We start from the raw sequence: 22738 nt of genomic DNA on the forward strand, positions 1-22738 counted from the left end.
CCGATGCAGTACTCCTCGAAATCCTCGAGCACCTCGACCGGTCCGTTGGCGTGCACCTCGCGCTCGGCGACCAGGTCCCTGATCGTGTCGTTGACCTGGTCGGCGTAGAGCTGGTCGCCCATCATCAGCAGCGCATCCGGCCATGATGCCGAGGGCTGCCGCAGCATCCGCATACCGTAGGTGCGCAGCACGTCGATGCCCTTGCCCTTGGGATGCCACCAGTGCTGGTAGGTGTAGGGCGGACGGTGCGGCGCAGAGCAACGGCAGGAGCCGAACAGCAGCCGCAGCGACCCGTCGCGCGGCATCAACCGGATGCGCGGCTGCGGGAACTCGTAGTTTTCCGGCGGCCACGCCTTCGTACCGTCGAGGTGAACCTCGTACGGGTGCTCACGGTCCGGGTCCAGGCCCGTCACACAGACGATCGCGAAGTGGTGGCCTTCGACCTCAAAGGTGTTGGCGCCGTTGCCCAGAATGTCAACCCGGCACGCGCTGTCAGTCTCGACCCACACGGTCGCGTCCGCTTCGCCGACGTGGCGGAGCAGCGGACCGACGCGCACCCGGGGCATCACCTCATCATGCCCGTATCAGCGATGTCGGAGTAGTCGGCTGCCGCCGGCGCCACCAACTACTCCGACGTCGCACGACCTCAGTGTTCGGGGCGCCGCCGGCCCAGGAAGAAGGCCAGGCCGATCGCACCGAAGCCGAGCGTGCCGATCACACCCGCGGCCACCATCAGGAAGATGTCCCTGCCGGTGAGCCCGCCGGTCGCCGCCTCGTCGGATGCGAGCCGCAACCGGTAGTCACCGGGCAGCGGCCCCTCGGCGGGTTCACCCAAGCCGGGGAACTGCTGCGTCTTGCGGACCTCGAATTGACGTTCGCCACTTGCGGTTTGTGTCCACTCGCCCCAGGCCGGCGTGGCTCCGTCGAGCAGCACCTTGCGGCCACCGTAGACACGGTCCTCACCGACGTCGACGATCTGACGAACACGGAACGGCTCGTACCGCGCATTCGAGTAGTTCACCAGCACCGGCACGTTGTCGTAGCGCAGCACCGGCGGCGGAGGCGGGGGCAACGGCAGGCCCGCGCCCGGGAAGTAGCCACCGCCGAAGAAGCTGCCCACAGCGATGTTGGTCGCGGCCTGCGCGAGGTTCGCCGCCACGGCGACCGGACTGAGCACGGCGGCGGTGAAGCTGTACGCCGCGAACTGAGCCGCTTCGATCACCATCCGTGTCAACGGCGGAATGAACACGATGCGCGGGCGCATGTCGTAGACGTAGACGATGCGCACCGGAGCGCGGAACGGGTTCATCAGCACCGGCCGGTAGTACTCGTCGTACTCGATCCAGTCGGGCCGCCACTGGCGCACGTTGCTGACCAGTTCGAAGTCGCGGTTCCGCTTGGCCTCCAGCTCCACCTTCGCGCTGCTGCTTGCCTGCAGACCGTTGAGGCCGAGGGTCATGTCGACCGACTGCTTGAACGTGTTGACGTCCTGATCGGGAGCGGCCGCGGGCTGCGGTTCGAAGATCGGCTTGGCGGCCTTGGCCAGCTGGACGTCTTCGACGGGTGCTTGAAGCGTCTCCGGCGCGAGCGTCTCGATCTCCTTGGCGGCCTGCTTGATGGACACCGTCGGAGTTTCGGACTGGTCGCGGTTCTGCTCGGTGGCCGTCGCGCTCGTCGTCGAGGTCGCGGTCTGCGATCCACTGGTCGACGGCTCGGCGCTCTTGGCCGACGTCGGTGTCGCGCTGGTCGTCGCGCTCGTCGCCGGGGCTGGCGCCGCGGACGGCGCGCTCGACGACGTTGCGGACTCGCGGGCCGGTTCGGTGACCTCGGCCGTGCTTTCCGGAGCAACGCTCGGGGTGCTCGGTGCGGCCGATGCGGTCGGTGTCCGCTCGACGGTGGTGGACGGTTCCTCACTCGGGGCAGCGGGTTCCGTGGGCTCCGTGGCCTGCACTGCGACACTGGTCTTCGGAGGCGCCACGGTCTCCGGTGTCGGTTCCGGTGCGGGCTCGGGCTCGACGACCGGTGCCTGCGTCTGCGGCGCCTGTGATGTGGCCGGCGCTGCGGGGACGGCAGGCTCGGGGGCGCTGGTCGGCCGTTCGGCGGGCGCCTCGGGTTCGGGAGCGCTCACCTCCGGAGCTGGTGCGACCGTCGTCACCACGTCGTCGGAGCCCCCGGGCTTCGCCACGGCGGGAGCCAGCCCAGCGGTCAGCGCGGTCAGGGAGATCACAGCTCCCGATGCCAGTACCGTGATGCCTCGTCGGCGGAATTCATTCAGCGGTGCACCCATCGTGCATCCACTCCCTTCTCATGCGTGGCGCTGTCCTGCCACTCCCCCGACGGCCCAGTCTCAGAGAGTTCATCGCTGAGAAGGCCGTGGCGTTACAGGCCGGGCGCCTACACTCCGCTGGCGCAGCGAAGATGATCGCAGAAGGATGAGAGATGCGATTCGGCAGCATTCGGTCATGGACAATCGCCGCACTTTTCTGCGTGATCCTGGCTGTGCTACCTGCATGCGGAGACGGCCGGAACGTGCATGACGCGCAATCTCCGACGTCGTCGTCGACGAAGCCTTCCACACCTTCTGCAGCAACGACGCCGCCCCCACCTCCCAAAGCCGCGGTCGCCGCTCCGGAGAACTGGTTCGACCTCGAGGTCGGCGACTGCCTGACCGCCGTTCCGCAGATCGACCTCGGCGAGGTGACTGCTCCGGTGGTCGACTGCGCCGAGGCACACCGTGCGGAGGTTTATCGGCGCGCGCCGCTGGAGGTCAACGCGGCGACCGCCGACGTCGCCGACAAGACGTGCGCCGATGCGATCGGCCCGTACACCGGCGGCGGCCGTTACGCGGTGACCTACCTGATCGACTCGAACCAGGACCGAACCGCGGACAACCCGCTGCCCAGCACTGTCATCTGCCTGTTGCAGTCGGCCGACGGCAGTGCACTCACCGGTTCGGCGCGACGCTAGGGCCTGCGGCGACGAAGACCGCCCACCGCGAGCGCGAGCCCGATCAGCGCGATGATCGGCCCGAGGATCGACCAGGTGGTGGTGTTGCTCATCGGGCTGCCGCCGACCACACCGAAACCTTGGAGGGTGAACAGCAGACCGAACAACGCGACGATCACGCCGAGCAGGGCGATGGCGAAACGCATGGCTTCACACTAGGCGCGGCTGCGTCAGCGACGACGCGAAAGATATTTCTGGTACGTCTCGGCGGCCGCCGCCAATTCGGGTCGTGCGTCGAGCACCGGCTGCATCCGCTGGCGCGCCTGCTCGCGCTTGTACGGCAGGAACTCGGTCGGGAAATCGCCGTCGTGTGGCTGATAGTCGCGCAGCACGCGGCGCGCGACGGTGGCCTTGTGGACCTCGTCGACCCCGTCGGCGATGCCCATCGTCGGTGCCGCGGCGTACATCGCCTGGATCGGGGTCAGATCCGTGGTGCCCAACGACCCGAGGATGTGCAGCGCGTTGAACGAGACTTCGCGCAGCACCTTGGCCATCGTGAACTTGACCGCCGCGATCTCGGTGCGGGCCTCCTGCGTTGAGGTGTTGTCGATCTTCCACGCCGTCTCGAGGACGAACAGACGAAGCATCTTGATCATCGCGTAGGACTCGGCGATCTTCTCCTGCACCATCTGATGCTCGGCGATGACCTTCCCGTGCGATTCCCGGCTGAGCGCCCGCTCGCACATCATGTCGAAGGCCAACTTGCACTGCGCGATCGTGCGCATCGCGTGGTGGATGCGCCCGCCGCCGAGTCGCCTCTGCGCCAACACTTTTGCGCCGTTCTCGGGTCCGAGGAGATGGTCCAGCGGGACCCGCACGTCGCGGTAGACGATGTGGTTGTGGTTGCGCGGTTCGGGCTTGATCTCCACGCCGGGGGTCTTGCGCGGGACGACGAACATCCCGTTGGTGCACATGACGAACAGGATGTCGGCGACCCGGCCGGCCGAGGTGAACCACTTCTCGCCGTTGATGACCCATTCGTCGCCGTCGCGCACGGCGTGGGTCTTGAACAGGTTCGGGTCGCTGCCACCCTGCGGTTCGGTCATCGAGTAGGCCGAGAACATGTCCTGGTTGAGCAGTGGCTTGAGCCACCGTTCTTTCTGTTCGTCGGTGCCGTAGGCGGCCAGCATCTCCATGTTCCCGGTGTCCGGTGCCGAGGCGCCGAACATGTGCGGGGCGCCGGCGTAGCGGCCGATGATCTCGTTGAGCAGGCCGAGCTTGAGCTGCCCGAAGCCCGGGCCGCCGAGATCTTCGTCGAGGAAGATCGCCCACAGGCCCTGGTCCTTGACTTCTTGCTGCAGTTCGCGCACGTACGCTTTGACCGCCGGATCCGGTATCCGCACCGCGTGCGGGAACACGTGGTCGAGCGGCTCCACCTTCTCCTCGCAGAACTGCTTGACCCAGTCCAACTTCTGCTGGAACTCCGGTTCGGTGCTGAAATCCCAAGCCATGTAGGCAGTCTGTCACCACGCCGCCGACGCGATGCAGCAATCCCTGGCTCGGTAACCCTCCTGTCTCGATATGCAACCGATTCGGTTCGCCGCCTACCCGAAACGGGTAGTCGAGCGGTAGGAAGGACGTGACATGACCACGCTTGCGCGACTCACAGCGCTATTGGTGGCGCTGGCCGGCTTACTCGTGGCCGCTCCGAACGCCGCCGCATCGCCAGAAGACGACCTCTGCCGCAGCATGACCTCGGTGGGTTTCACCGGTGACTGCGCGACCCTGGTCACCCTCGCCCGCGGTGCATGCACTCAACTCGACGGCGGCGCTGACGCGACCACGGTGGCCGAGAAGCTGGACATCACGACGAAAGACGAGACACTGTCGAACTTCATCGTGGCCGGCGCGCGGCTGTACTTCTGCCCGGAGGCCCAGCGAACCTGAAAGTGCGGCGCTGTCGGCCGCGCTAGACTCCGACGGCGATGAATGCCGGTGGGTTCCGAGTCGACGCCGCAAGGATTTCAGCGGTCGCGAGCATCGCCGTGACCCTGTTCGCCCTGGTCGGATGTTCGGGTTCGGACCACGGGGCCGCACCCGCTACGACGGCCGGCGGACCCGCCGCTGCGCCTGCACCGCCCGCTCCCGAGGCCGTGCACCGGGAGCTGGCGTCCGATCCGGCGCGCATGGCCGATGACCTGGTGTCCGACGAGGGCGCGTTGCACGACGCGTCGTCCTCCGAGGCGGTGAAGACCGCGGCGGCGCAGCGACAGCAGGCGGCATACCGCGCCATCGGACGGCATCCCGAGTGGGATCCGATCGTGCGCCCCCGGATCCCGCCGGCGCTCCTGCAGGCTTACGACCTCAACGTCGACGCGCGTCGGGAACTCGGTGTGATGAGCCGCCCCAAGGACACGCTGCCTGCTTGGCGCATCGTCGCCCCCGCACCCGCCGACGAGCTGATGGGCTACTACCGCCAGGCCGAATCCGAGTTCGCGGTGCCGTGGAACTTCCTCGCGGCGATCAACCTCGTCGAGACGGCCTTCGGGCGCGTCGCCGGCGTCAGCACTGCGGGTGCGCAGGGCCCGATGCAGTTCATGCCGTCGACGTTCGCCGCGTACGGCGCGGGGGGTGACATCCTCTCGCCTCGGGACAGCATCATGGCTGCCGGTCGCTATCTCGCTGCCAACGGATTCGCCACCGACCGCGATCACGCGCTGTACCGGTACAACAACTCGAACAACTACGTGCGGGCGATCAGCGATTATGCCGCGGTGCTTGCTGCCGATTCCGCCGCGTTCGCCGGCTACCACCGCTGGGAGGTCTACTACGTGACGACGGCCGGCGACGTACTGCTGCCGGTGGGTTACTCCGAGGCCGCGCCGATACCCGCCGCGAATTACCTTGCGGCTGCGGCGAAGCCGTCCCCGGATGTTCGGATCTCGGAGCAGAGCGCGCAGATTCTCGAGCGCGTCCTGGCCGCCGGCAATGGCGCGGGCCCTGTGAAGTCGGAGGTTGTGTCACGGCAGTTCCTCGGCACGCCCTATGGCGCAGACACTCTCGTCGGTTCGGCGACTGAACAGGAACAACTCGTCGTCGAACTGGAGAAGGTCGACTGCTTCACTTTCGCCGACTATGTCGAGGCGGCCAAGCGGGCAGCCAATCGTGACGAGTTCATCGCCGGGCTGACCGAGGTCCGCTACAAGGACGGCGTCGTCGCGTTTCAGAATCGCAAGCACTTCTTCACCGACTGGGTCGCGTCGACTCCCGTCGTCGCGAGCGACGTCACGTCCAGCTTGAGCCCCAACGCGATTGCGGTGCAGAAGAATTTGAACGCGAAGGATTCCGGCGGGGTGTACCTGCCCGGCATACCGGTGGTTCCGCGGACGGTGTCCTACATTCCGAGTGAACGCGTCGACGACGGCGTGGTGAAGCAACTGCGCACCGGCGACTACATCGGAGCGTATGCCGAAGACGGCGGCCTTGACGTCACGCACGTCGGGATCTTCGTCGACACCCCGGCTGGCCCGGTGTTCCGGAATGCGTCGTCGCTGAGCACCGATGACAAGGTGGTCGACAGCCCGCTGTTCGATTATCTCCGCACCGTCCCCGGTGTGGTGGTGCTGCGACCGACTCGATAGGGAATGACACCATGTCCGTCATGACCGAGACGGCAGCCGAACTTCAACCGCTTTATCTACTGGCGGACAGTCAGTTGCTGTTCTGGAAACAACACGACCGACTTTTACTCGAGACAGCCGTTGCGGACCTCGGGGCGGACACATCTGTCAAGGCCGCCTATATCGGCGCCTCCAACGGGGACCGACTGGAGTACTACGGGATTTTCGCGGCAGCGGTCGATGCGCTCGGCGTCACCGAACGCCGCATGATCGATTCGTCGTTCGACCGCGATGACCGCGCATTCCTGCAGCGGGCGAATCTGATCGTCCTTGCGGGCGGGGATGTGCGTCGTGGTTGGAACACGTTCGAGGAGACCGGAATGAAGGACGTGATCCTTCAGCGGTACGCGCAAGGCGCGATCCTGGTTGGGATTTCGGCCGGCGCGGTCCAGTGCGGCCTCTACGGCATTGTCGACGAACCCGACTCCTCGGCCACCTCGCTGCTCGATGTGTTCAAACTCGCCCCGGTGGTGATCGACACGCACGACGAGCGAGCCGGATGGACGAGACTGACGCGCGCGGTTGCGCAGTTGGAAGGAATGGCCAGCGGACTCGGAATCCCCGCGGGCGGTGGGATCGTCGTACATGCCGACGCAACAATCGAGCCCCTGCGATACCCCGTGCACGAGTTCCGATTCGAGGACGCGCGGGTCACGCAATCCTTGTTATGCCCTTCGGAAGTACCTGGCTGAGCGGGTGGCGTAGCCTCTGGTCGAAATCTTGCACTGTGAATCTTTCCGCCGACGAATTCGCGTCGCATCTATCCCAAAGTCGCGGAGTCAGTCACACTGAATACGCCGGCGTCTCCGCGAAGGGGTGGAATCGTGTGGTCTTCGAAGACGGTCCTCAGCAGACCGGATGTGCAGTCCTGGATCGCTCGCGCGTTGTCGACCCGAGCGACAGTTCGCGAATACGCCGAGCGGTACCCCTGGGCGGCCGGCGCTATCGCGGTGCCGTTGACGGTTATCGGCTTGGCCGGAGTGGCCCTGTACCCGTTCGTCTTCGTGCCGCTGCTGCTGTTGGCGACCGCGGTTCTGGTTGCAGTCGAGGTTTTCGCGGACCAGGAGAACGAGGCTGAGCATCGGGCGCACGTCGCAGCGGTCGCCTACGCGCGAAGTCACCATCTCGACGCGGAGGCAGCCGCACACGGCGCGCTGAGTCTTTCACCGGCGGAGATGGAAGAGCAAGCGCACGCCGAAGCGGCTGAAGCACGGGTCCGCGCAGCGCAACTGCGCGCACGGGCAGAAGCGGCCGAAGCGCGGGCCGAAGCCGCTGAGGCCCGAGCGCGAAAACTGCGGCGCGAGGCTGAAGCTGAGACCATCGTGTTCCCGCGCATCGTCGTCGAACCGTAGCTGACGGTCGGGCCGTACCGCTGCTTTTCGGAGTACACTGCGCCGCAACGGAATACCCGACAACAGCCACCCTTGGAAAGAAGCGCCTCGACGAGGTCGTCGACCTCATCGTCGAGTCGTTCCGGCGAGACGATCCGATTCACCAAGTCGTAACCCTGGATGACTATCAACCAGAACAGTGGCAGTGTCAGTCATGGGTGCCGCTCATCCCGTGCCGTGCTGTCCGATTCGGGGAGCCGACACAATCGGCGGACAGCGACAAGCCCTTCTTGCGTGCCCGGCCAGTGCTTGTCCAGTGCAGCCCTCCCAGCGACGCGAGTCACCGAGCGCAGGACCAACACGACGATGATCGCGTCGTCGGCGTAACCAAGTATCGGCACGACATCGGGAATCAGGTCAATCGGCAATGCCAGGTAGGCCAGTAGCAGCGCTAGGCGAACCCGGAGCCCACGCGGCATCGCCGGATCGGACGCGAGTCGCTTGACCAGCCGCAGCACATCAGGCAACAGCGGCATCGCATCCCGCACTCCGACGTCATCCGGCTTGCCGATCCACAGAGCCGTAATCAAGGCGGCCCAAATCAGTAGAAGGCCGCCTACGACGCCCAACGGGATCAGCCACCAATCCGGCCACACGGCTTCAATTCTGACTGTTTGTGCGCCTTCCGTTGGCCGGGTGCCATTCGTCTCGGCGACGTAGTCCGCGTCTAAGACCAGCGTCACTACGTAGCTGCTGTCACGCACTGACCGCGCCGCTCTCATCGCCGAGTCGGATGTCGGGAGAGTCAAACATAGGGAAATCCCTGATTTCTTTGGCGTGGCCACACCCATACCGTTGCTGATAACGAGGACTCGTCAAAAGGCGCACCTCTGAACACCAAGAAAGGTGATGTGAACCGACATGATGAAAAAAGGAATCGCAGCCGCCCTGCTTGTCGCGCCGTTGCTTTTCGCGGTCCCGGCGCAGGCGGCCCCCTGTGACGCTGGATGCACGTGGACCAACCAAGTCAATTCATTGACTACTGCCTACAACGCAACGATCATCAACCTGATCAAACAGCGGGACACCGGAGTCATCACCAAGGCCGAGTACACCAGTAAACTCGCTGCGGCCAAGTCACAGTTCAAGGCGGATATCAAGGCAGCGAACAATCAGCTGACGGCGGCACTGAAAGCGCAAGCGCAGCCCGCCCCGGCCGCCAATCTCGCCCCGGCTTCCGAGGCCGCCCCGGCATCCGAGCCCGCTCCAGCCGCGGCCGACACGCCGGCCAATGCCGACAAGCCTGCGAAGGCGGACAAGCCCGACAAGCCCGCGAAGGCGGACAAGTAGCGAAACTTCACTGATCCGTTTCGCACACCACTTTGCTGGCGACCCATACGTGCCCTTGCAGACTCAATAGAGCTCCCGGAAAACACGACGAGCCCGCAAGGTAGTGGGAACTTTTTACATGGCCACCAGTGGAGACTTTCCACTGGCCACAGGTGGGGACTTTTCCATGGCCATGCGCCTTAAGTAGTCGGCTTTGCCGAGGTTACGAAAATGCAGTAGTCGAACACTTAAGGCGACGTGCTCGAGCCATAGGACTATGACGTCTGTCGCGGTTGGATCGGGCGTTAGGAGTGGTCCAGCGACGGTGATTCGTCGTCGCCCGCAACGGGCGCTGCCGAACGGAAGGTGCACCCCTGCACACAAGAAAGGTGACGTGAACCGAGATGATGAAAAAACGAATCGCAGCCGCCCTGCTCGTGACGCCCTTGCTATTTGCGGCCCCGGCGCAGGCGGACACGTGTGACGCCGGGTGTACGTGGACCAACCAAGTCAATTCACTGACTACTGCCTACAACGCAACGATCATCAACCTGATCAAACAGCGGGACTCGGGAGCCATCACCAGGGCCGAGTACACCAGCAAGCTCGCCGCGGCCAAGGCACAGTTCAAGGCAGATATCAAAGCAGCGAACAATCAGCTGACGGCAGCACTGAAAGCACAGGTGCAGACGCCGCCGACCACCCACGCCGCCACGGCGTCCGAGCCCGCCCCGGCATCCGAGCCCGCCGCACCAGCTCCGGCCAACAAGCCCGACAAGCCTGCCAAGGCCGACAAGCCGGACAAGCCCGCCAAGGGCGACTCCGACGCGGGCAATTAGGTCCAGCGGCGTCAAGCCATTCGCTGATTACGGCCGAGATGGCCTGATACCGCTGCTCCGGCCACCCTCAAGTCGAGAGTGTCAAGGATCAGCCGAAGTAGGTGTCAAGCATCAGCCGAAACACTGTCACCCATCACCCGACATAGAAACGTCAAGCATCACCCGAAGTAATACAGGGCTGTGGTGGGGCGGGCGGGGCTCGAACCCGCGACCGACGGATTATGAGTCCGCAGCTCTAACCGACTGAGCTACCGCCCCCGGCGCGCGCGGCACCATGGTCCCACATTGCTTCCTGCCCACCTCACAGCGACTAATTTGCGTGCACAGCGGCGTTGTCGCTCGCTGGGCGGGCAATTCTCCAATCAACCCGAGGGCCCGACCCTCACGCTATCTCGGCGTACACCGGCTGCCCGTCGCTGCCGATCGAGTACCGCTCCGTGCCCTCGGCCACTCTGGGCGCATCGGCCCCCAGCGACACCGCGATCTTGTTGATCGCATTTCGCATGACGTCGAGCGTCAACTCGCATGCCTGCTTCTCCGAGAAGTGCCGACGAACGCCGTCGGCCACATCCGCCTCGATGCGCGACGGCGACCAGATCAATGCGTCGACATATCGCAGCGCCGCCTTGTGCGCGTCGCCCAGGCCCTTGGCCGACTCGTACCGCTCGATCTGCTCGTACAGTTCCTCCGACCCACCCGAGTCGAGCGCGTTGCCCTCCCGCAGCGACTTACACAACCGGCAGTTGTGCTGCGTCGCCCCACGCAACCGGACGATCTCCGTCGTCACCGGATCGAGGTCCCACAAGCGCGCAACCGCGGGCGCGAACCCGTTGAGCAGCGCATCGACCGGATCCGAATCGTGGTCCCACTCAATGTCGCTGTGATGGCCGGGCCTGCCCAGACCCAGCACCTCGCACCCAGCCCACGCCCGCGGCACGAAGTCGGCGACGAAAATCGCCGTCACCGTTCGAAAAGCATTGTCGCCCAACGTCGCCAACATCCGCTTGCGCTGATTCTCACCGATCCCGGAAACGTCGGTCGCGAACTGCTCGGCGAACGCGGCCACCACCCGATCCGCCTCGCTCGACCCGTCGTACAGGTCTTCTTCCACCGGCAGCGGTGGCAGCGACAGCGTCCTGCCGCACGTCAGCCGGATCAGAGTGTCCAGTCGGGCATCGCCCGACGACATCGCCACCAGTCCCGCAATTCGATCGGCAAGCTCGTCAGCGCCCATCTGAGGATTATTGCGCCTGACTGACCGACGACATGTGAAAGTCGGGGATTCGCAACGTCGGCATCGCCGCTCGGGTCGCCCAGTCACCCCACTCCCGCGGCAGCGTGGCCTCGCTGACGCCGGCCTGCGTCGCCCGGCGCAGGAGATCCAACGGGCTCTCGTTGAACCGAAAGTTGTTGACGGCAGCGGTCACCGCGCCATCCTCGATGAGGTAGACACCGTCGCGCGTGAGCCCCGTCAACAGCAGTACCGCCGGGTCGACCGCACGTATGTACCACAGCGTGCTCAACAACAGTCCACGCTCCGTACCGGCAATCATCTCCTCCAAACCGGTTTCACCCCCGGTCATGAGCAGGTTGTCCGCCGGCGCCGCCGGAGCAGCACCGAACTCCGCCGCCGCGGCCCGGGAATACGCCAAGGCGTTGATCGTCCCCTCGCGGATCCAGTCCACCCGGCTGACGTCCATTCCGTTGTCGAACACCGAAACCCGTTCCGACGACACCGACGTCGCGACGAACGGCATGCAGGCCAATCCCGCGGCGAGCGGGTCGGAGTACAGCGTCAGCGGCAGGTCGGTGAGCCTCTCTCCCACCCGCGTGCCACCGCCCGCCGCCGAGAACGCGGTGCGTCCCTCCTGCGCACCGCGACCATCCATCGCCCACGCCAGGAAGATCATCAGATCGGCCACCGTCGACGGCGGCAGGATCGTCTCGTAGCGCCCTGCGGGCAACTCCACCGTGCGCTTCGCCCACCCCAACCGCTTCGACAGTTCGTCGAGCATGGAATCCGTTTGCACATCGGTGAAGTCGGCGGTGCTGACACCCACCCACGCGCTGGCACCGTCTCGCTTCGCATTGATCTCGATCGAACCCGTCGGTTGCGTGTAGCGCCGCCGCAGTCCTCCCGAGGTCGCGACGAACGTCGTCTCCAGGACGTGGCGCGCATACCCGTACAACCGGTCGGACCCGCGGAAGCCGCGGGCAAGCCCGTCCGCCACCGGCAGGAACACCTCGGCGCCGGTGCTCGGCACCGAATCGTCCCAATCTTGGGGTGCATCAACGCCAGCCAGCAGCGGCGCGCTGTCCCGGGCCTCGGGCGCCGAACGCGCGGCCTCCTGCGACGACGCGACCAAACCGGCGATCGCCGCCGGGTCCACCTCACTGGAGCGCACCGACCCGACATGCGATCCGTCGCCCCTGCGCACCACCGAGATCACCGTTGTGGAGCGGCTCATCGACTCGCCGTTGGTCGTCATCGAGTTGCCCGCCCACCGCAGCGACGCGTCGGTGCGGTCGGTCACCAACACGATCGTCTCGTCGGCCACGCCCATGCGAGCCGCCTCGGCCAGCGCGATCTCCACCACTTGCTGTGCGCCTAGCATCGCCTACCGCCCAGCCTCGGTGCGGGTGTTGAGCACGTTCACCCCACGGAACAACGCCGACGGGCAGCCGTGGCTGACCGCGGCCACTTGCCCGGGTTGCGCCTTGCCGCAGTTGAACGCACCGCCGAGCCGCCATGTCGACGGGCCGCCGACAGCTTCCAGCGATCCCCAGAAGTCCGTCGTCGTCGCCTGGTACGCCACGTCGCGCAGCTGTCCGTCGAGCCGGCCGTCGCGGATCCGGAAGAAGCGTTGACCGGTGAACTGGAAGTTGTAGCGCTGCATGTCGATTGACCAACTCTTGTCCCCGACGATGTAGATGCCGTCGGCTACTCGGGTAACGAGGTCATCAGTGCTCACGTCGTCGGCGCCGGGTTCCAGCGAGACGTTCGGCATGCGCTGAATCGGCACGTGGTGCGGCGAGTCGGCGTACGCGCAGCCGTTGGACCGTCCCACCCCGAGTCGCGGGGCGAACACCCGGTCCAACTGGTAGCCGACGAAGACCCCGTCGCGCACCAGATCCCACTTCTGCGCCTGGACTCCTTCGTCATCGAAACCGACTGTCGCCAAGCCATGTTCGGCGGTGCGATCGGCCGTCACATTCATCACGGGCGAGCCGTAGCGCATCGTGCCGAGCTTGTCTGGCGTGGCGAACGACGTGCCGGCATACGCCGCCTCGTAGCCGATCGCGCGGTCGTACTCGGTGGCGTGCCCGACGGATTCGTGAATGGTCAGCCACAGGTTCGAGGGGTCGATGACGAGATCGGTCGGCCCGGGCGTAACGCTCGGAGCCTTGGCCTTCTCGGCCAGCCATGTCGGCATGGTGGCCAGTTCCTCGGTCCAGTTCCACAGCCCGTCGTCGGCCACGTACTCCCACCCTCGCGCCGTGGGTGGGGCCAGCGTGCGCATCGTCTCGAACGTTCCCGCCGCCGCGTCGACGGTGACAGCCTCCAGCGACGGCTGCACCCGCACGCGCTGCTGAGTGATCGTCGAACCGAACGTGTCGGCGTAGAACGTCTGCTCCTTGGCGGCGTGCAAGCCCGCCGACACATGGTCCACGCCGTCAGCAGCGAGCAGCCGCCCCGAGTATTCGCCCAGCACCGCAAGCTTGTCGGCGGTCCCGACCCCGAACGGGTCGATCCGGTAGTCGGAAACCCAACTGGCGTCGGAGTAGACGGGTTCGGCAGCCAGCTCGATGCGCTCGGCGTTCAACGGCGCCAACGTGCGCGCAACCTGTACGGCGCGCCGTGCGGTCTGCGCCGCCACCTCGGCGCTGAGTTCCGCGTTGGAGGCGAACCCCCAGGTGCCGTCGACGATCACCCGCACCGCCAGGCCGATCTCCCGGTCGACGACCGCGGTCTGCAGTTCACCGTCACGCAACTGCACGAGCTCCGATGTGATCGCGTGAACCCGGAGGTCGGCGTAACTCGCACCGGCTGCCAGCGCCGCCGAGAGCGCCGCGTCGGCCAGCGCACTGCGGGGTAGGTCGAGGAAGTCGGCATCGACACGTCGGCCAGCTGTCACACCACCACCGTAGTGGTCGCGCTTTAATGACTCGGATGGCACAACGCCGCCGCACGACCGTAACCGCGTATGCACTCCTGGCCCCCAGCCTCTTCGGAGTCGCCGTGTTCATGCTGCTGCCGATGCTCGTGGTGGCGTGGCTGTCATTGCATCGTTGGGACCTGCTGAGCCCGATGCGGTATGTGGGACTGGACAATTGGCGATCGGTGCTGACCGATCCGACGTTCGGTACCTCGTTGGTCGTCACGTTGGTGTTCGTCGCGCTGGTGGTACCCGTGCAAACCCTGCTCGGCCTGGCCGCAGCCGCCCTGCTGGCGCGCGGCCTGCCCGCCAGCGGATTCTTACGCACGCTGTACGTGCTGCCGTGGATCAGCGCGCCGCTGGCGATCGCGGTGCTCTGGCGCTGGATTCTCGCCCCCACCGACGGGGTGATCAGCGCCCTTCTCGGGCGGCAGATCGGATGGCTCACCGATCCGACCCTCGCGTTGCCCGTCGTCTCCGCGGTCATCGTGTGGACCAACGTGGGTTATGTGACGCTGTTCTTCCTGGCCGGAATCCTCAACATTCCCGACGACATCCACAACGCCGCCCGCACCGACGGCGCGACAGCCTGGCAACGGTTCCGGCACATCACCCTGCCGATGCTGCGGCCGACACTGTTCTTCGTGCTGGTGACCGGGATCATCAGCGCCGCAAAGGTTTTCGACACCGTATATGCACTGACCGGCGGCGGTCCGCAGCACCGGACCGATCTGGTGGCGCACCGGATCTACGCCGAAGCGTTCGGCGCCGCAGCCGTGGGCCGCGCCGCGGTCATGGCGGTGGTGCTGTTCGTACTGCTCGTCGGCGTCACGATCGTTCAGCACGTGTACTTCGGGCGACGGATCAGCTATGACCTCACCTAGGCGGATTGCGTCCGGCGCGCTCATCTATCCGGTACTGCTGGCCGGTGCACTGATCACGTTGGCGCCGTTCGTGCTCGGCGTGCTGACCTCGCTGCGCGATCCGCGCCGATTCGACGCCGAGTCGCCGTTGTCGCTGCCCACTTCGCCTACCCTGCAGAACTACGTGAACCTCGCCGACGCGGGGTTCGGTCGGGCGCTCGCGGTGACGGCGCTGATGACCACGGTGATCCTGCTCGGGCAGTTGACGTTCTCGGTCTTCGCGGCGTATGCGTTCGCGCGCCTGGAGTTTCCCGGCCGTGACGCGCTGTTCTGGGTCTACGTGGCCACGCTCATGGTGCCGGCTACCGTGACCGTCGTCCCGCTGTACCTGATGATGGCCGAGGCGGGTCTGCGTAACACGTTCTGGGCTCTGGTGCTTCCGTTCGTGTTCGGCTCGCCGTACGCGATCTTCCTGCTGCGGGAGTACTTCCGCACCATCCCGGGCGACCTCGTCAACGCGGCCCGCCTCGACGGCGCCAACATCCTCGACGTCATCGTGCATGTCGTCGTCCCGGCCAGCAGGCCGATTCTGGCGACGCTGGCGCTGATCACCGTTGTCTCGCAGTGGAACAGCTTCATGTGGCCGCTGGTGATCACCAGCGGCGGCAAGTGGCAGGTGCTGACCGTCGCGACGGCCGGCCTGCAGTCGCGCTACAACGCTCAGTGGACGCTGGTGATGGCGGCGACGACGGTGGCGATCGTGCCGTTGCTCGTCCTGTTCGTGGTATTGGGCCGCAATATGGTGCGCTCGATCGTCGCGACGGGGCTGAAATGACGACGCGCCCGAGGTTTTCGACGCTTGTCTTCGGCGGACTCGCTCTCGCCATGACCGTGTTGCTCGTGGCGGCCGTGTTGCTCGGGCAGTCGGGCGGTTCGACTGGGCGAACGGTGGTGACGGTGCGCCTGTGGGACGAGCAGGTGGCGCAGGCGTACCGCAAGTCGTTCGCCGAGTTCGGCCGCGAACACCCCGACATCGACGTGCGGGTCAATGTCGTTGCCTACTCCACATATTTCGACACGTTGCGTACCGACGTCGCGGTTGGCGGAGCCGACGACGTGTTCTGGGTCAGCAACGCCTACTTCGCCGAATATGCCGACAGCGGCAGGTTGATGAACATCGGCGACATTCTGGGACTCAGTGCGTCACGCGCTTGGGAGTCCTCGGTGGTCGACCAGTTCACCCGCGACGGCGCGCTGTGGGGCGTGCCGCAGTTGACCGATGCCGGTATCGCGCTCTACATCAACGCCGACCTGCTCGACGCCGCGGGTGTCACGCCCGGCGACTTGTCGTCGTTGCGCTGGTCACCGGATCCGGCCGCCGACACGTTGCGGCCGCTGCTCACGCGTCTCACCCTGGATCGCGACGGCCGCGCTGCGGGCACAGCGGGTTTCGACGGCAACCGCATCCGCCAGTGGGGCTACAACGCCGCCAACGACCTGCAGGGCATCTATCTCAACTACATCGGCTCGGCGGGCGGCGTCTTCTCGATCGGTGACCGCTTCGCATTCGACAACCCGGAGGCCGCAGAAGCTTTCGAGTACCTGGTGGGGCTGATCAACACCGATCGCGTGGCCCCGCCTGCTTCGGCGACCAACGACAACGGCGACTTCTCCAGAAACCAGTTCCTGCAGGGCAGGATGGCGCTCTTCCAGTCCGGCACCTACAACCTCGCGGCGATCGCCGACGCCGCTCCGTTCCGCTGGGGCGTCGCGATGATGCCTGCCGGCCCGGCGGGCCGGATCAGTGTGACGAACGGGATTGCCGCCGCCGGTAATTCGGCCAGCGCGCACCCCGATGCGGTGCGCGAGGTGCTGGCCTGGATGGGCAGCGCCCGCGGCAACGCCTACCTCGGTGCCGGCGGCGCGGCGATCCCCGCGGTGCTCGCCGCCCGGACGGTTTACGACGACTACTGGCGGTCCCGCGGCGTGGACGTCACGCCCTTCTTCAGCGTGCTCGACGGTCCCCGTATCCCGGCTCCCGGCGGCGCAGGTTTCGCCGCGGGGTTCGATGCGCTCAAGCCGTACTTCGACGAGATGTTCCTCGGCCGCCGCGACGTCGCACCCACGCTGACCGAAGCCCAGCAGGCCGCGAACACCGCCGCGCAGCGGTGATCAACGCGTGACGGCGCTGGTACCGGCCACCGTCAACTCCAGCGCGAGTGCGGCCCCGCACACCGCGGCGACGATGAGAAACGCCCACAGATCAATGGCTTTCGGCCGTGACGGCGCGGCCGAGATCTGGCCGGCACCGCCCCGGGCGGTGATCGCGTCCCCCATCTCGTCGGCGCGACGCAACGCGACCGTGATAGCCGTGGCCAGCAGGTCGATCGCCTCGAGCCACCAACGGCGCCACCGGCCCCGGCGGCGCGCCGGCACCTGCTTCGGCCGCAGACTGCGCGCCGCGTAGAGCACCCGGAACTCGTCGATCAGCATCGGGAAGGCGCGCAGCGCCAACGCCAGAGCGACCGCCCACTCGTCGACCGGTATCCGCAGCACCCGCAGCGGCCTTCCCAACTTCGCTACCGCGGGCGCGATCTCGGCGACGTTGGTGGTCCACGACACCATCGCGCCGAGCCCGAGCAGCACCACCGACAGCGCGGTGATGCGCAGGAAGTTCAGCAGCCCGCCGAGCCCGACTTCGACCGAGCCGATCGCGATCACCGGGCTGCCACCGGCGAACGTGGCCGTCAAGCCGCCGAGGAAGACCAGCACCCACAGCCAACCGGGCACCGAGGGCAGCACCCCGCGTGGAATATCGGCCAGCCACGCTGCGACCAGCACCAGCGCCGCGACCGCGCCAATCGGCACCCATCCCGGGTAGAAGGTCATCAAGACGCCGATGGCGGCGACCAGCAGAAGTTTCGTGCCCGCCCACAGTTGGTGGATCACGCTGTCGCCGGGCACGGGCCGCAGCAGCACGACGCCCCTGCGCTGACGTCGCCCGGTCGAAATCCCGGTCATGGCCGGCCTCCCGCAGCGGTCGGCGCCGGCACCATGACGCCACCGTCCAAATGCAGTGTGCGCGGGCACAGTTCCTCCAGCCCGGCGAAGTCGTGGGAGATCACGACGACGGTCAGCCCGGCGCGGCGGCGGAGGTCTTCCAGCAGGCGCAGCAGCCCACGCTGGCTGGTGGCGTCCAGGCCTGCCAGCGGCTCGTCGAGGATCAGCGCACGCGGCGATCGGGCGAGCAGCCCTGCCAGCACCACCCGCCGCATCTGCCCGCCGCTGAGCTGGTCGATGCGCCGGTTCGCCAGCTTCGGATCCAGGCCGACCGTCGACAGCGCCTCGGCCACCCGGCCGCGGTCGCGCGGGGAGAACCCGGCGGCCGAGGCGATCTCGAGACCGACCCGGGCCCGCATCAGCTGCAGCCGAGCGGCCTGGAACGAAATGGCAACCGCGCCAACCTGATCGGATACCGGTCTGCCGTCGAGCAGACAGGCCCCGACGGTCGGTTCGATGAGACCCGCCATGATCCAGGCCAACGTCGACTTGCCCGACCCGTTGAGCCCGTGGATCAACACGCCGTCACCCTCGTGCACGGTGAACGCGATGTCGCGCAGCGCCATCGCGGCCCAGGGCGTGCCGCTGCCGTACTCGTGGCTGACGTCTTCGAGTTCCAGCACGGGGGCGGATTCGGTACCGGGCACAACGGTCGCGGCCGGCGCGTCGGCGGATTCCACCATGTCGGTGTTGTCACTGGCGCCGCCGTTTCCGGTCAGCTGGACCGTGCGGTCGGCGGCGTCGGCTTCGTCGTTGTAGTGGGTGATGTGCACCAACGACATTCGATGATGCCGCGTCAGCCCCGACAGCACCGACATCAGCCCGTCACGCCCCTGCTGGTCCACCATGCTGGTGACCTCGTCGGCGATCAGCAACGACGGTTCGCGGGCCAGCGCCGCCGCGACCGCTAGCCGCTGCAGTTCGCCACCGGAAAGGCCGCCGGTGTCGCGTTCGGCCAGTCCGTCCAGGCCGACCTCGGCGAGCAGCCCATCGACGTCGGTGGCCTTGCCGGGTGGCAGACCCCAGACGACGTCGTCGGACACCCGGGTGCCCAGCACCTGGCTTTCGGGGTGCTGCAGGATCACCGCCGTGCCGCCGATACGGCCCAGCCCGACGGCCCCCGGCCGCTCGACGGTGCCGGAGGTCGGCTCGCGGCCGGCCAGCATCAGCATCAGCGTCGTCTTGCCTGACCCGTTGGCGCCGGTCACCGCGAGGTGCTCCCCCGGTTCGACGCTGAGCGAAACGGGCCCCAGCGCGTCGTGATCGGCAGCCGGATAGCGGAACTTAACGTCACGCAGCCGCGCGGGCACCGGGGCGATCACACCGTCGTCGCTCGACGATTCGAGCTTGTGCACATCGGGGATGCCCGCCAAGCGTTCCATCACCCGCGACAGCGCCCACCAGCCCACGAGGCTGACGAACGTGATGGTCAACACGCCGCTGCCGAAGAACAGCACAGGCCAGTAGTCGAGCGCTGTCGCGAAGTCGCGCTTGAGCCGGTCGGCGAACTCCGCCATGTCCGGGATGCGGGCGATCACCGCGGCGACACCGTCGACGTTCGCGGAGACCGATTCGAAGATCAGGTGACGGAGCCGCGCGAGGACGGCGAGCGCGACCACCACGGCAGCGCCGAACACCGCCCCGGCGATCAGTGCGGCGAAGATCACGGTCGGCGTGCCGCGACCGCGACGCTTGACGGTGCCGGTCAACCCGCCGATGTAGGCGCAGTTCACGACGGTCATGAAGCCGCCCATCCCCGCGATCAGGAACGCGATGATGCCGCCCGCAATGGTCGCGGTGAGCAGCACCCGTAACCGATACCGGTACGCCAGCAGGCCCATCGGCACCGTGCCCAGCAGGGAGAGCCCGGCCGCGAACGGAACCACCACCGAGATGATCGCCGTCGCCGCGCACAGCGCCGCCATGACGGCCGCCTGGGCGAGTTCGACCGGACGCAGGCGACCGGCACGTCGAGCTCGGCCCCCGGTCGCGGTCATTGCACGATTCTGCCAGCCGGTTTTGCCGGTGCACTGATCGGCGGTGTTTGAAACACATAGTAAAACTATGTATGTTGGTTCCCATGCCCCAGACGCTCGGCGCAGATCTGCTGTCCGTGGTCGCCCGCATCAACCGGCTGGCCACACAGCGGGTCCGGCTACCCCTCGGCTACGCGCAGGCGCGATTGCTGTCCACGATCGAAGACCAGGGCGAAGCGCGGATATCCGATCTCGCCGCGCTCGACCACTGCTCGCAGCCGACCATGACCACCCAGGTCCGCCGGCTCGAGGACGCGGGCATGGTGTCGCGCACCGTCGACCCCGAGGATGCGCGCGCGGTGCTCATCCGCATCACCCCCAAAGGGGTGGACACGTTGAGACAAGTCCGTATGGACCGCGGTGCGGCGATCGATCCGTATCTGGAGCGGCTCGACGAAAACGACCGGGAAACGCTCGCCGACGCGGTGCGCGTCTTGCGTCGGCTGCTGACCGACGCGGCCACTCCCAACACCGTCATCAAATAACCGAAGAGGAGAACTCGCCCATATGTGGCGCCAACCCAAAGCTGTCTGGGCCGTTGCCTTCGCGTGCGTCGTCGCGTTCATGGGCATCGGCCTCGTCGACCCGATCCTCAAGCCGATCGCCGAGAACCTCGACGCGTCCCCGTCGCAGGTCTCGCTGTTGTTCACCAGTTACATGGCGGTCATGGGCGTCGCGATGCTCATCACAGGCGTCGTGGCGAGCCGGATCGGCCCCAAGCGCACGCTGCTGGTCGGCCTGGCCGTCATCATCGCGGGCGCCGGGCTGGCCGGGATGTCCGACACGGTGATGGAAATCGTTGGCTGGCGGGCTCTTTGGGGGTTGGGTAACGCTTTGTTCATCGCCACCGCGCTGGCCACGATCGTCAATTCGGCACGCGGTTCCGTGGCGCAGGCGATCATCCTCTACGAGGCGGCGCTGGGCCTCGGCATCGCGGTGGGCCCGCTCGTCGGCGGGGTGCTCGGGTCGATCTCGTGGCGCGGGCCGTTCTTCGGCGTTTCGGCGCTGATGACCGTTGCGGTCGTGGTGACCGCCGTGCTGTTGCCGTCCACCCCGCGCGCCGAGCGCGCGACCACGCTGGCTGATCCGTTCCGCGCGTTGCGGCACCGCGGACTGCTGGGTGTGGCGATCACCGCGCTGCTGTACAACTTCGGCTTCTTCACCTTGCTCGCCTTCACGCCGTTCCCGCTCGACATGGGCGCTCACGAGATCGGGCTGATCTTCTTCGGCTGGGGTGTGGCGCTGGCGTTCACCTCCGTGGTCGTGGCGCCGCGGCTCCAGCACCGGTTCGGCACGGTGCCGGTGCTACTGGTCAACCTGCTGGCGATGACGGCGACGCTGACGGTGATGGCCGTCGCCACCGAGAACAAGGCGGTGCTTGCGACGTGCGTCGTGGTGGCCGGGTTGTTCATCGGCATCAACAACACGCTGATCACCGAGACCGTGATGAAGGCTGCGCCCGTCGAACGCGGAGTGGCCTCGGCCGCCTACAGTTTCGTGCGGTTCTCCGGCGCCGCGCTGGCGCCGTGGCTGGCCGGCGTCCTCGGCGAGCAGGTCAGCGTGCACATGCCGTACTGGGTCGGCGCGGGTGCGGTGCTTGCCGGCGCCGGCGTGCTCGCGCTCACCCGGTCGCATCTGGTGGGCATCGACGTCGAGGACGCCGAACTCGACGAGCTCAGCGAGGCGACCGCGATCACCGTGGGCAGCGACACGTAAGTGTTCGCGCTCGAGCTCAGGTGACGAACGAGCCGACCAGCAGCCCGACGCCATACGTCGCGGCGATCGCCACCGCGCCGAGCGTCAGTTGCCGCAGCGAGGCGAACCACAGCGGCCTGGCGGTGAACCGTGTCGCGATGCCGCCGGCGATCATCAGCCCGAGCCCTCCGCACAGCATCCCGAGCCAGAGGTTCTCGAAACCGAGCAGGTAGGGAATCAGCGGAGTCACCGCGCCGATCGCGAACGTGACGAACGAGGACACCGCCGCGACGAACGGCGACGGCTTCTCGGTCGGGTCGATGCCGATCTCCTGAACGAGGTGGAAGTTGATCGCGCGCGTCTCGTCGCGGTGAATCTCCTCGGTGGCCGCCGCCGCGGTCTCCTGCGACATGCCCATCTTCATCAAGGCGTCGGCGAGCTCGGCCTTCTCCGCCTGCGGGTGCTTGCGGAACGCGCGGCGTTCGACAACCACCTCGGACTCGATCTGTTCGTTCGCGGTCTGCACCGAGGTGTATTCGCCCAGCGCCATCGAGAACGCGCCGGCCGCCAACCCGGCGAATCCGCTCAGCACCACGGCGTGCGCGCCGGCCGTCGCGCCCACCCCGGCGATCAGCGCGGTGTTGGAGACGAGGCCGTCCATCGCGCCGAACGTCGCCGCCCGCAGCCATCCGCCGCTGACATCACTGTGGCTGTGGTCGAAGTCGTGCGGATGCCACCGCCTGCGCTCCCCGTCGGAGTTCTTCACGGCTCGATTGAACTCCGCTCGTCGGGGCGGCCCTCC

21 protein-coding genes, 1 tRNA gene and 3 pseudogenes are annotated in these 22738 nt (G+C 66.8%); 13 read left to right on the forward strand and 12 right to left on the reverse strand.

All coding sequences use genetic code 11. The features are described from left to right. A pseudogene (locus tag A5663_RS08290) lies at positions 1–566 on the reverse strand (alkaline phosphatase family protein); the annotation flags it as partial. An 80-nt stretch (positions 567–646) separates the two neighbouring features. Further along, positions 647–2287 (reverse strand): hypothetical protein, encoded by a 1641-nt coding sequence (locus A5663_RS08295; protein WP_068146581.1) that lies wholly within the window; start codon positions 2285–2287, stop codon positions 647–649. 242 nt (positions 2288–2529) lie between these two features. Between A5663_RS08295 and A5663_RS08300 the strand changes: the two genes are divergently transcribed. Continuing rightward, positions 2530–2967 (forward strand): septum formation family protein, encoded by a 438-nt coding sequence (locus A5663_RS08300; protein WP_231976727.1) that lies wholly within the window; start codon positions 2530–2532, stop codon positions 2965–2967. On the opposite strand, the gene A5663_RS08305 is transcribed toward A5663_RS08300, so the two are convergent. Together A5663_RS08305 and A5663_RS08310 are read right to left on the reverse strand one after the other, a co-directional pair. Continuing rightward, a complete protein-coding gene (locus A5663_RS08305; protein ID WP_068146587.1) occupies positions 2964–3152 on the reverse strand; it encodes a hypothetical protein in 189 nt (62 codons plus the stop codon). The genes A5663_RS08300 and A5663_RS08305 overlap by 4 nt on opposite strands. A gap of 24 nt (positions 3153–3176) precedes the next feature. Beyond that, a complete protein-coding gene (locus tag A5663_RS08310) occupies positions 3177–4457 on the reverse strand; it encodes an acyl-CoA dehydrogenase family protein (protein WP_068146589.1) in 1281 nt (426 codons plus the stop codon). A 133-nt stretch (positions 4458–4590) separates the two neighbouring features. On the opposite strand from A5663_RS08310, the gene A5663_RS08315 reads away from it, so the two are divergent. The 5 genes and pseudogenes from A5663_RS08315 (at position 4591) to A5663_RS08330 (ending at position 7978) form a co-directional block, all read left to right on the forward strand. Then, a complete protein-coding gene (locus tag A5663_RS08315) occupies positions 4591–4893 on the forward strand; it encodes a DUF732 domain-containing protein (protein WP_068146590.1) in 303 nt (100 codons plus the stop codon). A gap of 38 nt (positions 4894–4931) precedes the next feature. Beyond that, a pseudogene (locus A5663_RS23495) lies at positions 4932–5858 on the forward strand (lytic murein transglycosylase); the annotation flags it as partial. Positions 5859–5975: 117 nt separating this feature from the next. Continuing rightward, positions 5976–6587 (forward strand): annotated as a pseudogene (locus tag A5663_RS23500) (DUF1460 domain-containing protein); the annotation flags it as partial. A gap of 20 nt (positions 6588–6607) precedes the next feature. Continuing rightward, positions 6608–7318, forward strand: coding sequence for a Type 1 glutamine amidotransferase-like domain-containing protein (locus A5663_RS08325; RefSeq protein ID WP_068146710.1), 711 nt, complete (start codon positions 6608–6610; stop codon positions 7316–7318). Positions 7319–7450: 132 nt separating this feature from the next. Further along, positions 7451–7978, forward strand: coding sequence for a hypothetical protein (locus tag A5663_RS08330; protein WP_156744390.1), 528 nt, complete (start codon positions 7451–7453; stop codon positions 7976–7978). A 191-nt stretch (positions 7979–8169) separates the two neighbouring features. Here the strand turns inward: A5663_RS08330 and A5663_RS08335 are convergent, their stop codons facing one another. Beyond that, on the reverse strand, positions 8170–8613 hold the full coding sequence (locus tag A5663_RS08335; protein ID WP_068146714.1) for a YkvA family protein: 444 nt from the start codon (positions 8611–8613) through the stop codon (positions 8170–8172). Between the two features lie 265 nt (positions 8614–8878). Between A5663_RS08335 and A5663_RS08340 the strand changes: the two genes are divergently transcribed. Together A5663_RS08340 and A5663_RS08345 are read left to right on the forward strand one after the other, a co-directional pair. Further along, positions 8879–9307, forward strand: coding sequence for a hypothetical protein (locus A5663_RS08340; protein ID WP_068146597.1), 429 nt, complete (start codon positions 8879–8881; stop codon positions 9305–9307). A 383-nt stretch (positions 9308–9690) separates the two neighbouring features. Next, a complete protein-coding gene (locus A5663_RS08345) occupies positions 9691–10125 on the forward strand; it encodes a hypothetical protein (protein WP_068146601.1) in 435 nt (144 codons plus the stop codon). 181 nt (positions 10126–10306) lie between these two features. On the opposite strand, the gene A5663_RS08350 is transcribed toward A5663_RS08345, so the two are convergent. The 4 genes from A5663_RS08350 to A5663_RS08365 form a co-directional block, all read right to left on the reverse strand. Then, positions 10307–10383 (reverse strand) — tRNA-Ile (locus A5663_RS08350). A 124-nt stretch (positions 10384–10507) separates the two neighbouring features. Then, positions 10508–11359 carry a carboxymuconolactone decarboxylase family protein gene (locus A5663_RS08355; protein ID WP_068146604.1) on the reverse strand — a complete coding sequence of 284 codons (852 nt, stop codon included), beginning with the start codon at positions 11357–11359 and terminating at the stop codon, positions 10508–10510. 7 nt (positions 11360–11366) lie between these two features. After that, the gene (locus tag A5663_RS08360; RefSeq protein WP_068146607.1) at positions 11367–12740 is read right to left on the reverse strand and encodes a metallopeptidase TldD-related protein; all 1374 of its coding nucleotides are present in this window, start codon (positions 12738–12740) and stop codon (positions 11367–11369) included. A gap of 3 nt (positions 12741–12743) precedes the next feature. Beyond that, a complete protein-coding gene (locus A5663_RS08365) occupies positions 12744–14261 on the reverse strand; it encodes a TldD/PmbA family protein (RefSeq protein WP_068146611.1) in 1518 nt (505 codons plus the stop codon). A 26-nt stretch (positions 14262–14287) separates the two neighbouring features. On the opposite strand from A5663_RS08365, the gene A5663_RS08370 reads away from it, so the two are divergent. The 3 genes from A5663_RS08370 to A5663_RS08380 are packed head-to-tail and all read left to right on the forward strand — an operon-like array spanning position 14288 to position 17317. Beyond that, positions 14288–15166, forward strand: coding sequence for a carbohydrate ABC transporter permease (locus A5663_RS08370; RefSeq protein ID WP_068146614.1), 879 nt, complete (start codon positions 14288–14290; stop codon positions 15164–15166). Beyond that, a complete protein-coding gene (locus A5663_RS08375) occupies positions 15153–15980 on the forward strand; it encodes a carbohydrate ABC transporter permease (protein ID WP_068146616.1) in 828 nt (275 codons plus the stop codon). Before A5663_RS08370 ends, A5663_RS08375 begins: the two co-directional genes overlap by 14 nt. Continuing rightward, positions 15977–17317 (forward strand): sugar ABC transporter substrate-binding protein, encoded by a 1341-nt coding sequence (locus tag A5663_RS08380; protein ID WP_068146619.1) that lies wholly within the window; start codon positions 15977–15979, stop codon positions 17315–17317. Before A5663_RS08375 ends, A5663_RS08380 begins: the two co-directional genes overlap by 4 nt. Here A5663_RS08380 and A5663_RS08385 read toward each other — a convergent pair whose 3' ends face one another. Beyond that, complete coding sequence (locus tag A5663_RS08385; protein ID WP_068146632.1) at positions 17318–18166, reverse strand: energy-coupling factor transporter transmembrane protein EcfT; 849 nt, start codon at positions 18164–18166, stop codon at positions 17318–17320. It lies immediately after the preceding gene. Further along, positions 18163–20202, reverse strand: coding sequence for an ABC transporter ATP-binding protein (locus A5663_RS08390; RefSeq protein ID WP_068146636.1), 2040 nt, complete (start codon positions 20200–20202; stop codon positions 18163–18165). Before A5663_RS08390 ends, A5663_RS08385 begins: the two co-directional genes overlap by 4 nt. 83 nt (positions 20203–20285) lie before the next feature. On the opposite strand from A5663_RS08390, the gene A5663_RS08395 reads away from it, so the two are divergent. Further along, entirely contained in the window at positions 20286–20726 is a 441-nt protein-coding gene (locus A5663_RS08395) for a MarR family winged helix-turn-helix transcriptional regulator (RefSeq protein ID WP_068146637.1), read from the forward strand. A gap of 22 nt (positions 20727–20748) precedes the next feature. Next, positions 20749–21957 carry an MFS transporter gene (locus tag A5663_RS08400; RefSeq protein WP_068146638.1) on the forward strand — a complete coding sequence of 403 codons (1209 nt, stop codon included), beginning with the start codon at positions 20749–20751 and terminating at the stop codon, positions 21955–21957. 16 nt (positions 21958–21973) lie between these two features. On the opposite strand, the gene A5663_RS08405 is transcribed toward A5663_RS08400, so the two are convergent. Next, entirely contained in the window at positions 21974–22702 is a 729-nt protein-coding gene (locus A5663_RS08405) for a VIT1/CCC1 transporter family protein (RefSeq protein WP_068146639.1), read from the reverse strand. Positions 22703–22738 lie beyond the last annotated feature (36 nt).

The sequence above is a fragment of the Mycobacterium sp. E740 genome (assembly GCF_001672895.1).
In the GTDB taxonomy this organism is placed as follows: Bacteria; Actinomycetota; Actinomycetes; order Mycobacteriales; family Mycobacteriaceae; genus Mycobacterium.

Coding starts and splice junctions, on each gene's coding strand:
- A5663_RS08390 (WP_068146636.1), bottom strand. CDS start 20,202: ATGACCGCGACCGGGGGCCGAGCTCGACGTGCCGGTCGCCTGCGTCCG.
- A5663_RS08305 (WP_068146587.1), bottom strand. CDS start 3,152: ATGCGTTTCGCCATCGCCCTGCTCGGCGTGATCGTCGCGTTGTTCGGT.
- A5663_RS08385 (WP_068146632.1), bottom strand. CDS start 18,166: ATGACCGGGATTTCGACCGGGCGACGTCAGCGCAGGGGCGTCGTGCTG.
- A5663_RS08325 (WP_068146710.1), top strand. CDS start 6,608: ATGACCGAGACGGCAGCCGAACTTCAACCGCTTTATCTACTGGCGGAC.
- A5663_RS08400 (WP_068146638.1), top strand. CDS start 20,749: ATGTGGCGCCAACCCAAAGCTGTCTGGGCCGTTGCCTTCGCGTGCGTC.
- A5663_RS08370 (WP_068146614.1), top strand. CDS start 14,288: ATGACTCGGATGGCACAACGCCGCCGCACGACCGTAACCGCGTATGCA.
- A5663_RS08360 (WP_068146607.1), bottom strand. CDS start 12,740: ATGCTAGGCGCACAGCAAGTGGTGGAGATCGCGCTGGCCGAGGCGGCT.
- A5663_RS08315 (WP_068146590.1), top strand. CDS start 4,591: ATGACCACGCTTGCGCGACTCACAGCGCTATTGGTGGCGCTGGCCGGC.
- A5663_RS08295 (WP_068146581.1), bottom strand. CDS start 2,287: ATGGGTGCACCGCTGAATGAATTCCGCCGACGAGGCATCACGGTACTG.
- A5663_RS08355 (WP_068146604.1), bottom strand. CDS start 11,359: ATGGGCGCTGACGAGCTTGCCGATCGAATTGCGGGACTGGTGGCGATG.
- A5663_RS08345 (WP_068146601.1), top strand. CDS start 9,691: ATGATGAAAAAACGAATCGCAGCCGCCCTGCTCGTGACGCCCTTGCTA.
- A5663_RS08395 (WP_068146637.1), top strand. CDS start 20,286: ATGCCCCAGACGCTCGGCGCAGATCTGCTGTCCGTGGTCGCCCGCATC.
- A5663_RS08375 (WP_068146616.1), top strand. CDS start 15,153: ATGACCTCACCTAGGCGGATTGCGTCCGGCGCGCTCATCTATCCGGTA.
- A5663_RS08340 (WP_068146597.1), top strand. CDS start 8,879: ATGATGAAAAAAGGAATCGCAGCCGCCCTGCTTGTCGCGCCGTTGCTT.
- A5663_RS08380 (WP_068146619.1), top strand. CDS start 15,977: ATGACGACGCGCCCGAGGTTTTCGACGCTTGTCTTCGGCGGACTCGCT.
- A5663_RS08310 (WP_068146589.1), bottom strand. CDS start 4,457: ATGGCTTGGGATTTCAGCACCGAACCGGAGTTCCAGCAGAAGTTGGAC.